Annotated in this window: 5 protein-coding genes; all 5 read left to right on the forward strand. The window is 59.6% G+C overall.

Going from position 1 to position 16277, the window contains the following annotated elements:
* The first annotated feature begins 2 nt into the window (after nucleotides 1-2).
* On the forward strand, nucleotides 3-6464 hold the full coding sequence (clbK, locus tag ACRAWE_RS03580) for a colibactin hybrid non-ribosomal peptide synthetase/type I polyketide synthase ClbK (RefSeq protein WP_432524849.1): 6462 nt from the start codon (nucleotides 3-5) through the stop codon (nucleotides 6462-6464).
* Entirely contained in the window at nucleotides 6457-7920 is a 1464-nt protein-coding gene (gene clbL, locus ACRAWE_RS03585; RefSeq protein WP_432524851.1) for a colibactin biosynthesis amidase ClbL, read from the forward strand. Before clbK ends, clbL begins: the two co-directional genes overlap by 8 nt.
* A gap of 61 nt (nucleotides 7921-7981) precedes the next feature.
* Nucleotides 7982-9421, forward strand: coding sequence for a precolibactin export MATE transporter ClbM (clbM, locus tag ACRAWE_RS03590; RefSeq protein WP_432524853.1), 1440 nt, complete (start codon nucleotides 7982-7984; stop codon nucleotides 9419-9421).
* Nucleotides 9418-13785: a colibactin non-ribosomal peptide synthetase ClbN gene (gene clbN, locus ACRAWE_RS03595; protein ID WP_432524855.1), complete on the forward strand. Its 4368-nt coding sequence runs from the start codon at nucleotides 9418-9420 to the stop codon at nucleotides 13783-13785. Before clbM ends, clbN begins: the two co-directional genes overlap by 4 nt.
* 29 nt (nucleotides 13786-13814) lie before the next feature.
* Nucleotides 13815-16274, forward strand: coding sequence for a colibactin polyketide synthase ClbO (clbO, locus tag ACRAWE_RS03600; RefSeq protein ID WP_432525563.1), 2460 nt, complete (start codon nucleotides 13815-13817; stop codon nucleotides 16272-16274).
* Nucleotides 16275-16277: the final 3 nt, after the last annotated feature.

Consider the following 16277-nt stretch of genomic DNA (forward strand, 5'->3'; position numbering starts at 1 on the left):
TGATGACTTACAGTGAAAGCGATATCGCCATCGTCGGCATGAACTGCCGCTACCCCGGCGTACACAGCGTTGCTGAGTTCGAAACGGTGCTGCGTACCGGACGCAACATTTTGGCGCCGAAAGTGACCCCGTGTGACGGCTACAATCAGATCACGCTGAACAATGTGTATGAGCGTATGGCAGAGTTCGATGCCGGCTTTTTCGGCTACAGCCGCGCGGAAGCGGAAATCATGGATCCGCAGCAGCGTGTGTTTCTGACCTGCGCTTGGGAGATGTTTGAACAAAGCGGTTACCACCCGCAGGAGCATGACGTGCGCGTCGGCCTCTATGCGGGCGTGAGCACCAGCTTCTATTTGCTTACCCACCTGATGAGCAACCCGGACAAGCTCGCGCAACTCGGCGGTCTGCAGATCATGGTCGGCAATGACAAAGACCATTTGACGTCCCAACTGGCTTACCGCCTGAACACCACCGGTCCTTGCGTGACGGTTCAGGCCAGCTGTGCCACCTCGCTGGTGGCCGTTCATCTGGCCTGCGAGGGCCTGCTGAGCGGACAGTGCGATATGGCGCTGGCGGGGGGCGTCACGTTCCGCATGGAGGATCAGCGCGGCTATGACTCGCGTGGCGATGGACTGCAAGCGGAAGATGGCCTGATCCACACCTTCGACGCGCAGGCTAGCGGTACAGTGTACAGCAGCGGTTTGGGCATGGTGCTGCTCAAGCGGGCGACGGACGCGCAGGCGCAAGGGGATAACATCCTTGCCGTCATCAAGGGCAGTGCCATCAACAACGACGGCGGCGCGCGCAGCGGCTATACCGTGCCGGGCGTTGAGGGTCAGGAAGCGGTGATGATTGAGGCGCAAAGCCTGGCAGGGGTGACGCCGCAGCAAATTCAGTATCTGGAACTTCACGGCAGTGGCACCCCGTTAGGCGACGCTATCGAATTTGCGGCCATCAAACGCGCATTTGGAGCGGCAGCGCCGAGCGCGACGCCGTGGCGTCTGGGGGCGGTGAAACCCAACGTGGGCCACGTGGAAATGGCATCCGGCGTCACCGGACTCATCAAAACGGTGCTGAGCCTCACTAACCGGGTGTTTTATCCCACGCTGAATTTTCAACGGGCCAACCCGCAACTGGAGCTGGAGCGCAGCCCGTTTGAGGTGGTTTCCCGTTTGACGCCTTGGCCGGAAAGCGCCACGCCACGCACAGCAGGCGTGAGCGCGTTCGGATTGGGCGGCACCAACGCGCATTTGGTGGTGCAAGCCCCATTGCCGATGCCGCAGACTTTGGCGCAGCAGGCCGGGCCTGTTGCCGTCTCGCTCTCGGCAAAAACCCCCGACGCGTTGGAACAGCTGCAGAACGCTTTGCTGGCGGAGTTGGCCGCGCATCCGGAGACGCGCTTACAAGACGTGGCTTACACCTTGCGTCACGGGCGCCTCTCCGCCCCGGTACGCAAGTGGGTCATCGCGGAGGATTGCGCCCAGTTAGCCCGACAGTTCCACGACGCACCGGCGGTGACGGCAACCTCCGGCAGCACGATTAGCTGGCGGTTGGGGCACCGTTTTTCTGTCGAACCCGATACGCTCAGTGACTGGCTGGCGTGTTCTGAGGCGTTGTCCCGGATCGTGGGACAACTGTTGGACCATTTTCCGCTCGAAGCGGCCCGCCTGCGCGATCTCACGCCCGCGCAACGGACGTTTATCAGTCAATATGCGCTGATCGCGCTGATTGCAGAACGGGAAACGTTGAATGCGGCGCCGCACGGCGTCGGCGACGGTTGCTATGCGGCTGCCGTACTGCGTGGTGACTGTACGCTGGCGCAGGCATGGCGCGGGTTGAATGCGGGCCAACCGCCTGACGATGGGCCGACGGTTCCCTCTGCGCAACCCGGCGTTTTGTCTCTGACGCTGGGCGACGCGGCGGGTGGTGCCAACCGTGCAGTGTTACAGGCGCTGGGGCAGCTATGGTTGGCGGGCGTTAGCCTGGATTGGCGCTGGGTGGATGCGGCGGAGCGTATGCGGGGCAGTCAACGAATCGTCCTGCCGGGGACGGTCTTTGCGCCGCAGCGCTATTGGGTCGAGGCCGTGCGGCCTGCCACGTCTCTTCAGGCATCGTCGAACGCCGTATCCCGCACCACAAAATCCGAGATTCTTGCTGCGGTGACGGCGATGTGGGAACGCACGCTCGGCGTCAGCATTGACGATCCCCATGCCAGCTTCTTCGAACTGGGTGGGCACTCGCTGTTAGCTTCAACCATTTTGTATGATATTCAGCAACATTACGGCACCACCTGCACGCTAAGCGCATTCTTTGCCGATCCCACCATCGAGGGATTAAGCCGTTATCTGCTCGAACAAGACGGCAGTGAGGTAGAGGTTTCCGCGTTGCCTGACCCGGTATTTGCTCCTGACCAGCAGCATCTGCCTTTTCCGCTGACGGACGTGCAGCAAGCTTATTGGGTTGGGCGGCGCAAATCCCTGGGGCTGGGCAATATTTCGACCCATATCTATGTCGAATATGAACTACAAGGGCTGGATGAAACGGCGTTCAACCGTGCGCTCAATGCCGTGATTGCGCGGCACGGTATGTTACGCGCTATTGTCAGCGATGACGGTATGCAGCAGGTCTTGCCAGACGTGCCGGAATACCACGTTGCCTTCCATACCACTCCGTGCGAGGACGAGTTTCAACAGCGTTGCCGCGCACTGCGTGACACCCTCTCGCATCAGATCATTGATTGCAGTTGCTGGCCCCTGTTTCAAATGGAAGTCGTGGTCGATCCGCAGCAAAAAGCCCGGTTGCATGTCTCTATCGATCTGCTGGTGGCCGATGCGTGGAGTCTGGAGCTGTTTATCCGGGAACTGGCGTATCACTATCGCCATCCGCAGGCGGCGTTGCCTGCGCTGACGTACAGTTTCCGCGACTATGTGCTGACCTTGAAATCCTACGAGAAAACGCCGCAGTTTGAACGGGCGCGTGACTACTGGCGCGCCCGCGTCGAGACCCTGCCGTCGGGGCCACGCTTACCGCTGCGCATCGATCCCGCGAAGCTGGATAACCCCACGTTCGTGCGCCGCAGCCATCGCCTGCCGCGAGCCATCTGGCAACGCTTGAAAACGCAGGCGGGCCAAATGGGTATCACGCCTACTACGTTGCTGCTCACGGGGTTTGCTCAAGTGCTGGCGCGCTTTAGCGCCTCGCCGCACTTTAGCCTTAACCTGACGCTGTTCAATCGTTTGCCGCTGCATGTGGATATCAATCACCTGATGGGTGACTTTACGGCACTGACGCAGCTGGAGATTGACCTGTCGCAGGGAGAAACCTTGCAGGCACGGGCCAACGCGATCCACGCTCAGCTGTGGCGCGATTTGGATAACCGTTTGTTTGGCGGTATCCAGGTCTCCCGCCTGCTGGTGCAAACCCATCGCGATCCGGCGAAATCGGTGATTCCTATCGTATTCACCAGCCTGCTCAATCAGGACGAGGCGCGCTGGGAAACGGACGATACGCTGTTCAGCCAGTCGCAGGATAATCAGTACAGCGTCTCGCAGACGCCGCAGGTGTGGCTCGATCATCAGGTGATGGAGCGCAACGGAGAATTGCATTTCAACTGGGACGTCGTGGAGCAGTTGTTTGAACCGGCGCTGATGGATCAGATGTTCCAGTGTTATCGCCAACTGCTGCACACACTGGCGCAGCGACCACAATGCTGGCAAGAGACGCAAGACGTGCTGGCGCTGCCCGCCGTTTGCGCACCGGTCACGCAGGCTCCCGCGCCGACGGCGCTGTTACATCACGGGCTTTTGCGTCAGGCGGCACTGACGCCACAGGCGACTGCGCTCATCAGCCCTGCCCGCGAACTGACCTACTGCCAACTGTCGACGGCGGCGGATAATGTGGCCGGCGCCCTGTTCGCGCTGGGCGTACGGCACGGCGATCGCGTGGCGGTGGTGATGGAAAAAGGCTGGCAGCAGATCGCCGCCGTGCACGGCATCTTGCGACTGGGTGCCGTCTACCTGCCGGTGGACCCGGCGCTGCCGACACAGCGTCGCCAGCTGTTGCTGACGGCGGGCGAGGTGCGGGTGCAGGTGACGCAGCCGGGCCTTGCCGCGCTGGCGCCGTCGCTGCCCGCGCTGGCCATCGACGACGGGATGCTGGACGCGCCCGCCGCGCCGCTGCCGTCAGTGGCGGCGGAGGCCACGGATCTGGCCTATATCATTTTCACTTCCGGCTCCACCGGCACGCCGAAAGGGGTGATGCTCGACCACCGCGCCGCCATGAACACGCTGGAGGACATCAACGAACGCTTTGGCCTCAACGCGCAGGATCGGCTGTTCGGGCTGTCGTCGTTGAGTTTTGACCTGTCGGTGTACGACGCCTTCGCACCTTTTATGGTGGGCGCGGCGCTGGTGCTGCCGGAGGCGGGGCGAGAGAAAGATCCGCGTCATTGGCAGGCGGTGATGGCGCATGGCCGCGTGAGCGTCTGGAACGCGGTGCCTGCGCTGATGCAGATGCTGTGTGAATACCACAGTGGCGATCGGGCGTGCTATCCGACGTTGCGTTTGGCGCTGCTGAGCGGCGACTGGATCCCGCTGACGTTGCCGGGGCAGATGCGCGAGCGGCTCAATGAAAAGATGGCGATCATCAGTCTGGGCGGTGCGACCGAATGCGCCATCTGGTCGGTGTACTACCCGATAGCTGAGGTGAAGCCGGCGTGGAGCGGCATTCCCTACGGCCGTGGACTGCGCAACCAGCCAATGTACGTGTTGAACGCGCAGTTGGAAGAGTGCCCGGTCGGCGTGGAAGGGGAGATCTGCATCGGTGGGATGGGGCTGGCGCAAGGCTACCTGAACGACGCGGAGAAAACCGCGGCGAGCTTTGTGTGGCGAGCGGCGAGCGGCGAACGGGTTTACCGCACCGGGGATCGCGGGCGCTATTTTGCCGATGGGCAAATTGCCTTTTTGGGGCGCAACGATACCCAAGTGAAGGTGAACGGTTTCCGCGTCGAATTAGGTGAGATCGAGCGCTGCATTGCTCGCCATCCTGATGTAGAGCAGTCGGTGGTGGTGGCGGTGGGCAATGCGCAACATCGTCGGCTGGTCGCTTTTGCCAAACTGCACGATCGCCACAAAGCGCAGGCATTGCACGCCAGGGAGGCCGAGGCCGCAGCGCTGGAGCAGGGCATTATTGTGAATCCGGCGCAGCGCCTGGCGTTTAAGCTCAAGGAATCGCATATTCGCGTGCTGAATGGTCCGGGCATTGCGTTGACGGTACCGGCGGATAGCGCACGTTACATCAAACGCCGCAGTTATCGCCATTTCAGCGGACAAAAAACCACGCTGGCACAGTTGGGGCAACTGCTGTCGGGCTTGGGGCAGATGCGTCTGCCTGGCCTGCCTTTTGCCAAGTATACCTATGCGTCCGCCGGGGGGTTATACCCGGTGCAAACCTACGTGTACCTGCATCCTGAAAAAATCGAAGAAGGGGTTTCCGGTATTTACTACTTCAACCCGCGTGAGGGCAGTCTGATGCCGGTGGCGCCAGAGGTGGTGTTGAACAGCGCTTTCCACGCCGGTCCCAATCAGTCTATTGCCGATCGGGCGGCATTCACGCTGTTTATGGTGGCCGATATGGCGGCGATCGCGCCGCTCTATGGACAAGAGGCCGGTTGGCACTTCTCAGTGATGGAAGCCGGCACCCTTTGCCATTTACTGGAGGACGATGCGCCGCTTTACGGATTGGGGCTGTGTCAACTGGGGATGGCGGACTTTTCCTCGGTGGCATCGCACTTCCAACTATCGCCTCACCATCGCTATGTCCATTGCACCGTGGGCGGCGCGCTAGGGCAAGATGCGGGCAGTGCCGCCGCCTTGATGCGCGATTTCTCCACCTATGAGAAACCGAGCGAAACTGCCGCGCCGGTGGACATGCAGGGCTACAAAGACGCCATGCTTCACAGCCTGCGTCAGCAACTGCCTGACTATATGCTGCCGAGCAACGTGGTGCTGGCGACCGATTTTCCCTTGACCGCCAACGGCAAGTTGGATCGGCAAAAGTTGCAGCTTCAGGGCGAACAAATCGCCCACCAGCGCGACGGCGTGGCCCCTATTCAGGCGGACGGCGCGCTGCAACAGCGGCTGGTGGCGCTCTGGCAGGAGGTGCTCGGGGTGAGCGACGTGTCGGTCGAGGACGATTTCTTCTCGCTGGGGGGCAGTTCTATCGAGTTAGTGCGTATTCAGCAGGCGCTGGAGGTACTTATCGGGCAGGAGATCCCCATTGTCGACCTGTTCCGTCTGCCAACCATTGCGGATGTAGCGCGTTATCTCAATGACCAACGGCACAACCTGCCCGAAGCCAGCGATGTCGTGCTGGCACAGGCCGAGGCGTCGCAGGTCGGTGCCGCGCGCGAGAATCTGGCGCGGCGGCGTAAGCGCGCTCAACAGGGAGGAAAGGGCGATGAGTGAGCAGAGCTACCGTAGTGCAGGGACGCTGTTGGCGCAGTTGGCGTCCGGGGAAACAACCTCCGTGGCGTTGGTGAATCACTATTTTGCTCGCATGGCGCAATTTAACGAACCGTTGAACGCGGTGGTGCAGCAGCACCATGCGTTGGCGCTGGAGGCCGCCGCGCGCGCCGATCGCGAGCGGCTGGAGGGGCGCGCGACGGGCGTGCTGCACGGATTGCCCTGCACCGTTAAGGAATCGTTTGATGTACAGGGGTGGTTAACCACATCCGGTGCCCGCCATCTGAAAGATAACCGGGCGACGCAGGATGCTCCTTCTGTCGCGCGCCTGCGCGCCGCCGGGGCGATCCTGATGGGAAAAACCAATGTGCCGATGATGACCGCAGATTGGCAAACCTATAACGATCTGTACGGCACCACCCATAACCTGTGGGATAGGCAACGTTCACCCGGCGGATCGTCCGGAGGGGCAGCGGTGGCGCTGGCGGCGGATTTCACCCCCGTGGAATTTGGCAGCGATTTGTTTGGCTCAATGCGCATTCCCGCACACTACACCGGCGTTTATGCCCATCGCTGTAGCCTGGGGTTGATGTCGGTCAGAGGACATGTGCCCGGCGGTGGCCCGCAAGCAACGAATGAGCCGGATCTCTCGACGGCGGGGCCCATGGCGCGCAGCGCGGCGGATCTGCGTCTGATGATGCGCGCGCTGAGCGCATTCTGGGTGGAACCGCCGCGTATTCCCGATTTTAGCCGTTATCAGGCCAAAGCAAACTACCGTGTGTGCACGTGGTTTGGCGCACCCCACCATGAGATAGACCAACAGGTCGCACAGCGTTTTCAATCATTTATCGACAGGTTACGCGCACAGCCAGGCGTGGAGGTTGATGACGCTATGCCCGCCGACATCGATCCCGACGCGCTGTTTGATATGGCTGTCAAACTCAGCGGCCGACTGGTAGGCACGGCGCTCAATGGACGCCAGCGCCTGACCGCCGGACTGGCGGCGCTGGGCTTCAAGCTGGTGGGCAAGCTGGCGGATGTGCCTGAGGGGATGGCGAGCTATTACCAGGGCATGCTGAACGACAGTGACGAACAGCTGCACACAGACAAACTCCGCCGCGAATACAGCCGGGTGATAGAAACCCTTTTCGCCCGTTATGACGTGTTGTTGACACCCGTCAGCCCGGTGCTGGCCTTTGCGCACATGCAGCAGCCGGTGCGTAAGCGCAAGCTTATCGTCAACGGCGAACCGCAGGATTACAACGAACATCTGTTCTGGAACATGTTGGCAACGGTTTTTGGTTTGCCTGCCACCGTCTACCCATTGGCGAAAACGACGGATGAACTGCCGTGCGGCATACAAATCATCTCCGGGCATTTTCACGATGATGTGACGATTAACTTTGCGGAGTTCTGCGAAAGCATCAGTGGCGGATTCACGGCGCCGGATGGGTATTAAAGGCAGATATCGGTGACTGCGTCGCTAAAGGTGCGGCGCTTTTAATGAATAAGGAGCAGGTATGACGGTGAATAAGCTTGAGCCAGACAGCGACACGCCGAACGATGAGCGGTTCGCGGTGGCGGGGATGTTTGACGGCTCGCTGTACAGATTACTCCTGCGCATGGCGTTGCCGATGTTTGTCGGTATGTTGACGCAGGTGACCTATGCCATTGCCGATATTTTTTGGCTGAGCCACATTGATGTCGCCAACAGCGGCATCATTGCTGGCGTGGGGCTGATTTTTCCCGTGGGGATGGGGTTATTTGCCATCGCCAACGGCATTCAAATCGGTATGGGATCGTTGCTGTCCCGCACCATCGGCATGCAGCGGTTGGATCGGGCGCAGCAGATTTTGTCGGTCGGTATCACCATCGCGCTATTTTTCGCGGTCGTGATCGCCGTGCTCGGCTATGTTTATGCGCAACCGCTACTGCGCGCGCTGGGGGCCACGGAGAGCATCATCGGCTACGCGGCGGACTTCTATTACTACTCGCTGCCGACCGTGTTCAGCATCATGTTGATTGGCGTCATGATGGGGTTGTTTCAGGGCGCGGGCAAGATCATGGTCATCATGAAGGCCTCGTTGCTGGGGGCGCTGGTGAATATCGTGCTCGATCCCATCATGATCTTTGTGTTCGATTTTGGCGTGAAAGGGGTGGCGTTGGCGTCGTTGCTGGCGCAACTGAGTGTGGTCGTCTATTTCCTCTACGCATTGATGGGGCTGCGCCTCGGGCTGAGCGTACGCATTGCATTACGGCCATTCTCCTGGCAAACCTACCGGGAGTTTCTCTCCGTCGGCTTGGCGCAGATGCTGATGCAACTGATCATTTCGATCGGCATCGTGATTTATAATTTTTTCATTGTCAGGTTGGACGTCAACGCGATGGCGGCATTTACGCTGACTGGTCGTATCGACTATTTCATCATGACGCCGATGCTGGCGATCGCCGCCGCGCTGCTGACCGTGGTGGGGCAGAACTGGGGGCGCGGCAATGTTACCCGCACGCTGGATGCCTATTGGGCCGCCGTCGCGCTGGCCTTCTCGATCGTACTGGTACTGGCCGTCGCGCATATTGTGCTGGCACCCTGGATCTATCCCCTGTTTACCCACGTTGGCGCCGTCAGTGACTACGCGGTGCTGCAAACTCGCATCATGGCGCTGGCGCTGCCCTTTATCGCTGTCAGCATGTTGGCCAGCGAGTATTATCAGGCTATCGCCAAGCCATGGTATTCGGTGTTGCTGACGCTGATGCGTCACGTGTTTATTTCTGTCCCCGCCGTATACCTGCTGGCGTTTGTGTTGGATATGCGTATTACCGGCGTCTATTTTGGGGCGATGAGCGGCACTTTCGTGGCTGCGTTGTTGGCATGGCGTCTGCTGCGGATTTCACCGCGCCTGCTGCGATGGAATCAGGAGACAGTACGCGCCCAGCACCCTGATATGGAGGTGGCGCCATGACGCTGTGCAACCCGTTGTTGTGGCCACAGCAACAGTGCCACATCATTGACCAACTGTATCCTCATAGCGGCGTAAACACCATTGGCGGTGTGGTCGCCATTGAGGGGATTGTCGATCTGCCCCGGCTGCACGCGGCCATCCAGTCCGCCATTCGGCAATTTGATGCGTTGCGCATGTGGTTTGTCATGGGTGAGGGCGGTGAGGTGGTCAGTCAGGTGCAGCCTTATCGCTGGCGTGATATCCGCCATTTGACCTTTGCCCCGGACAGTGCTGAGCAGCGCTCACGCTCGGCGGCGAGCGAGGCATTCGTCGATAAATGGCTCAGCCAGCCGTTTACGCCGCTGGAGAACGATCTGTTTGAGTTCGTCACCTTTACGTGCGGCGAGCAGCACAGCGGCTATTTCTTTAAAGCCCACCATGGCATTGCCGATGGTTGGTCAATGGCGCTGTTGTCAAACCACGTCAAAAGAGCGTATGAACAGCCGGACACAGCGGATGATGCGCCGCCAGCCTATAGTGCATTTTTGGCGCAGCAGCAGTTTTATCAAAGGTCGTCGCGCTTCGCCGTCGATCGCGACTGGTGGCGTTGTTATATCGACGAATATCGCGACTGCTTTCCGGACAATTCCCCCATCGTCGCTACTGAGGGCATCAGTTGTTCCACCTGGCTCGAACCGGCCATGATTAACCGCCTCTACGGGCTGTGCGATCGTTATCGGTGTACGCTTAACACACTGTTTATCGCGCTGTTCGCCCTCTATCGCGCCAGAGTATGGGGGGAAGAAAAAGGCGTGTTAGGCGTGCCGTTAGCCAACCGGCATTCTCGCGAGGCGCGACGTTGCTTTGGCATGTTTACCAATCATCTGCCGCTGGCTTATCGACTGACGCGTACGGTTCGCTTCAGTGAACTGGTCGCCTTTTTCCAACGCGAACTGGAACGCGGTTTTAAACACAGTAAATACCCCATTACCTTATTCAATCAGGATTTGGCGGAACGCGGTGGCGGACAGCTGCGGGCATTTGATTATTGCGTTAACTATTATAACTTTACCTATGAACGCCACATTGCGGGAGCCGCGCAGTACGTGGAGAGTTACTACAGCGGCGCGCAGTCCTACAAACTACAGATTGTTTTGCAAACTGTTAATAATCATAAAGAAAGCCTTAGGTTAAGTCTGGAGGCACTGCGCAGCGCTTTCGCACCGCGCCAACTGACCGCGATAAAAAATGGCCTGCTGGATTTGGTCACGGCACTGGATGCACAGCCCGACGCCCGTTTAGGCGAGCTCGGCGTCTATCCTGCACCGCGCATCGCGTTGGCGGGCGGCGCAACCCGGCCCTTGTTTTCGTCCCTGTTTGCGGCACAGGTTGCGGAAAACGGCGATCGCACGGCGTTGTTCGATAATGAACAGTCTTTGACCTACCGGCAACTGGACGAAGGCGTTGAGCAGGTGGCGCATTATCTACGCCAGCTCGGGATCGGGCGCGGTCAGGTGGTGGGGATTGCAGCCGAACACAGCGCACAAACGGTGATGGCCATTTACGGTGTCTTGCGCTGTGGCGCGGCGTTTCTGCCACTCAATCCCAGGTTGCCAACGGCGCGCCTGCACGCCATGTGCTGTAAAGCGCAGGTGGCGCATATCCTTTACGATCCGGCGATGCAGGAACTGGCGCAGGCATTGGCGTTTCCCGCGACCAGTTTGAGCGTGGCCTCAACGACCCCGGTGCTTGCTAGCGAGCCTTGGTCCGTCATTGAGCCGCAGGATCTGGCCTATGTGCTGTTTACCTCCGGATCGACCGGCGAGCCTAAGGGAGTGCAGGTTTCTCATGGCAATCTGGCTAACTATCTCCATTTCGCCGCCGAACGTTACTTTACAGCGCAGGACCGGGCTGCGCTCTACTCTTCGTTGTCCTTCGATTTGACCATCACCACGCTGTTCGCCCCCTTGTGTGTGGGCGCGAGCATCAGCGTTTGTCGTCACGCTGAGAGTGAAGCACTGCTGCGTATGGCCGTGGCTGAACAGCCCAACTCGGCTATCAAGCTTACACCTGCGCACCTGCAGCTGTTGTGTGTGGCTGGCATCGGCAGCGATCGGATTCGTACCCTGGTGGTAGGCGGGGAGGATTTCAAACGGGATCTGGCGCGTAAGGCGGCCGATCTCTTTCCTCAGGCCGCGATCTATAACGAATATGGGCCGACAGAAGCCACGGTCGGCTGCATGATCTATCGCTACACCGGGCAGGAAGCTGAGTCTGCGTTGCCCATCGGTGTGGCGATCGACGGCTGTCAGGTGGCGATTTGCTCCCCCTGGGGTTGCCCGGTGCCGGAAGGCGAGGCTGGCGAATTGGTGATTTACGGCGCGTCAGTGACGCAGGGATATATCGACGCGCCGCAACAAACGGCCGCAGCCTACCTTAATGATGCCAATGGGGTGACGATCGGTTATCGCAGCGGCGATATCGGCTACGTCATGGCCCCCGATATGCTGGCTTATCAGGGGCGTGATGACGATCAGATCAAAATCAACGGTTACCGCATTGAGCTGCGCGAAATCGAACAAGCGCTGTTGAGCGCGCCTCAGGTGGAAAGTGTGGCGGTGGCGGTGATTGATGATGCGCAGGGGCTGCACAGCGGGTTGCTGGCCTGCGTGACGCCGTCATCCGTTGATGTGGCGACCGTGATGCAACACCTGCGGCAACAATTGCCTACCTACATGCAGCCCCGGCAGTGTTGCGCCATCGCCCAACTGCCGCTGTCACTCAATGGCAAGGTGGACGTACGCCAGATAGCCGCCGTGGCCCGAAGCGCCGCGCCTGCGCCGGGTGGCGAGCCGCAAGGGGACACGGCGATAAGGCGTGCGGTGCGGGCCTGCGTGGAGGGGGCGCTGGAACAAACCGCGTTCGCGGATGACGAAAACCTCTATGTCCTGGGATTGGACTCCATCAAGAGTATCCAGATTGCGGCGCAGCTCAGACGCCACGGCAGGACGATGCCGGCGGTACAGGTGATGGAGTGTGGCACGGTGAACGCCATCTGCGTCTTTCTCGCCAATCATGCAACGGCACCTCAATCCGCGCAGCATGACCTCAACACCCGCATCGATCTGCCCGCGTTGCGTTGGTTTGAGCAGTTGGCGTTGCCTGTGCCTGATGTTTATAACCATGTCATTGTGCTGCAAGCGTTGCCGGGCTGCCCGATTGAACAGTTACACGACAGGCTGCATGCGTTAATCCAGCAGCAGCCCGCCTTGCGCAGTGCGCTCGACGCTGATGGACGGTTGCGGGTATGCGATCCTGATGCGTGCTATCCCAACGGGGCGCTAACGGAATACCCGGCGGGGCAGTGGACGTTGGCGGCGGTGATCGCTCAGTGCAATAGTGCGCTCGATGTGACAAGCGGCCGCGTCTTCACGGCTGCCCTGTTGCGGGCCCCGCAGCCGGCGTCCAGCCGATTGGTGCTATGTGCCCATCACCTGTGCGTGGATATGCACTCTTGGTATCTGATCCTCAGCGCGCTGGATGCCGCCAACACCGTCAACGGCGCCAGCAACAGCGGCCTCCTGCACTGGAACGACTATCTGGCGAGCAAAACGGTAGACGTCGGCACGCACGACAACTGGCGCGCGGTATGCCAAACGCCGCCGCCGCATTTCCCGTCCGTGTCACCGGCGGATGACGCATTGCCCCGTACGCGCGCCTGGCGTGAAGACTTTCGCCACCCCTGCGTCGGCAGGCTGTTTGAATCCCGTGGAGATACCGCGTACAGCGCTGAAACCTATGTGCTGACGGCGCTGGCGCTGGCGCTGCGTCACTACAGCGATGAGGCGTGTTGCCGCATCGAGATGGAAGGGATGGGACGCGGTTGCTGGCCCGATGAGCCTGATGTTGCGGACACGGTTGGGTGGTTCACCATGTTTTATCCTTGGGTGATCCCACTGCAGAGCGATGTGGCGACACTGTTGCCTGCGATCGCTGCCGATTTGGCAACACGCACGCACGGCGGGGGAGATTATGGCCTGCTGCAAATGCGCCATGCGCCGGAGGGCCTTCATGCACAAGGCGTCCGAGTGAACTACATCGGCGTACAGGCGCAACCTCCGCTCCGCCATTTTCATATTGATCATTTGCATAGCGACATCTATACCGCGCCGGAGAACGCACTTGGCTGCGCGCTGGAATGGAATATTGCGCGCTCGGCGGCGGATGGCCTCTCCTTCCACTGCCGTTACGATCCTGCGCGCATTGCGTTAAATGACGTGCAACTGCTGCTGACGCGTTACAAGAACAGCCTCACTGCGCTGGATGCCTGGTTACGCCAACACTGCGCCACGCCGACGGGCACACCGACGCTGTGGGCGCTATGAACGCGATGCCAACCCTTAAGGAACAAACAATGGCAAAGGATGAATTTACCTGCGGCCCGTTGGACGTTGCCATTATTGGCATGAGCGGCCGTTTTTCCGGTGCGGAATCAGTGCCGGAGTGGTGGGACAAACTGTTGGCAGGCGAGGCGCTTACCCAGCCGACATACACTGCAGATGACAACGGGAACCCTTGGATTAGGTTGCGCAATATGATTGCCGATCCCTATGACTTCGATGCGGCATTCTTCAATATTCCGCCCGGCGAAGCCCTGTTGATGGATCCGCAGCAACGGGTGTTTCTGGAGTGCTGTTACAACGCGCTCGAGCATGCGGGCTATATTCCCACGCAGCTTAAGCGGGTTGGCGTCTATGGAGCGGCCTATGCCAATAACTATTTTATCGACCGCGTCTATCCGTACCTGAAGAAGAGCGGAGATCGCCGCTATCTACAGGCGCAGATTGGCAACGAAAAGGATTACCTGTGCGCCCAGGTTGCGTACAAGCTGGGGTTTACCGGACCGGCGGTGAGCGTACAGACCGCTTGTTCCAGCTCGTTGGTGGCGGCGCATCTGGCGTGTGAAGGACTATTGGCTTTTCAAGCCGATGTCGCGTTGGCAGGTGGTGTCACCCTGGGCTTTTTACAGGCGGATGGCTACAGCCCGCAAGGCGATAAGCTGGTGTCGCAAGACGGACACTGCGCCCCTTTTAGCGCCGACGCGACCGGCACCGTATACAGCAGTGGTGCGGGCGTGGTGGTGCTGAAACGTCTCGAGGATGCGCTGCGCGATCGGGACAGGGTGTATGCGGTGATCAAGGGGGGCGCGGTGAATAACGACGGCGCGCGCCGATTGGGGTTTGTCGCCCCCAGCGTTGAGGGGCAGGTGGAGGTGATCAACACGGCGCTTGCCGCCGCCGAAGTCGCGCCGACCGATATCGCACTGATCGAAACGCACGGTACCGGCACCCCGTTGGGCGATGAGATTGAGTTGGAAGCGCTGTATCGGGTTTTCGCACCGGCATGCGCGCCGCACAGCATTCAACTGGGTGCGGTAAAAGCCAACCTGGGGCATTTGGGGGTCGCCTCCGGTATCGTCAGCTTAATGAAAACCGCACTGACGCTGCATACCGGCGTAGTTCCCTCGCAGATCAACCTGGTACATAAGCATAAAAGGTTGTTGCAGCCGAGCTCGCCATTTTATCTCAGTGATTTAGTGACATCTGTACCGCAAACGAAATGGATTCATGCTGCCGTCAGTTCATTCGGGCTGGGGGGAACCAACGCACAGTTGATTTTGCAAAACTGGTGTGAGACGCCTGCACAAGTGGCGCAATGTAATGAGCGCCGCCTGTTTTTCTTTAGCGCCAAAACGGCATCGGCACTTAGACAACAGCTGGATGTTCATCACCATGCGCTGGCGACCTATGCCGAGGAAGATAAGGATCGCGTCGCCTACACGCTCTCGCAGCGTCGGGCGCATTTTCCGTATCGCTGCGCGTTGGCAGCGCACAGCCTGGCGGCGTTGTGCGCAAGTCTGGCGGAGCGTCGGCATGCCGACATGCCTTTTACGCCCATCAGTGCGGAAAACACCGTGGTGTTCCTCTATCCAGACCGGGACGATGCGCTGGAGAGTACCATGGCATACCTGCTTGCACGTCAACCTGACTTGCGCCGACGGCACCAGCGCTTATCCCACGACGTTGCGCAAATCTACGTGCCGGCAGATTGGACACCCGCGTTGCGCCAGTTTATCCAGCAGGTGAGCCTTAGCGAATGGCTGATCGGACAGGGGATCTCGCCGGTGCAGCACATCGGCTACCAGACGGGCGCAGCGGCGGCGCAGTATGTTGCGCGCACCCTATCACTGGATAACGTCGTTCAGCAGGTGATCGCGGCTGAGACGACACCGGGACAGATGTTGGCCGACAACAGCGACCTGCGCGAAACATTGGCCAATCTGGCGCTGACAGCGGGAACGCTGATGCTGGAAATCGGTCGTGCGGGGACGTTTTCCGCGTTGTATCACCAGCATGCGCAGTGGGTGGGGCAAACGGTGTTTTTCCCCGTGCTGGATACGGATACGCCTGAGGATGTTTTGCCGTTGTTTGCGGCGCTGTGGCAGCGAGGTGCAACGGTTCGCTTACCGGAAATGCATACCGCGCAGACTATCGGTTTACCCGGTTATTCGTTTGATCGCATCCGGTACGAAATTCAGGCCAGCGAAGCGGAAGAAAGCGCTACGTTGCCGGTGAGTTATTTATCAGTCAGCGATTTTGTGGAAAAAACCTGGCGTTCGTTGTTATGCATCGATCGTTATGACGAACAAACGGTCATTTTCGAATACGGTGCTACCTCAATGCACATTATTTCTTTCGTCAATAGCTGCAACCACATTTATAAAATCGGACTGTCAGTCGCCGATATCTATGCCAGACCCGGTATCCGCGAGCACAGTGAATATATCTCCAAATGTGTTGATGATGTTTTATAGGGC

The organism is Serratia sp. BFP-2025 (assembly GCF_050880365.1).
Lineage (GTDB): Bacteria > Pseudomonadota > Gammaproteobacteria > Enterobacterales > Enterobacteriaceae > Serratia > Serratia surfactantfaciens.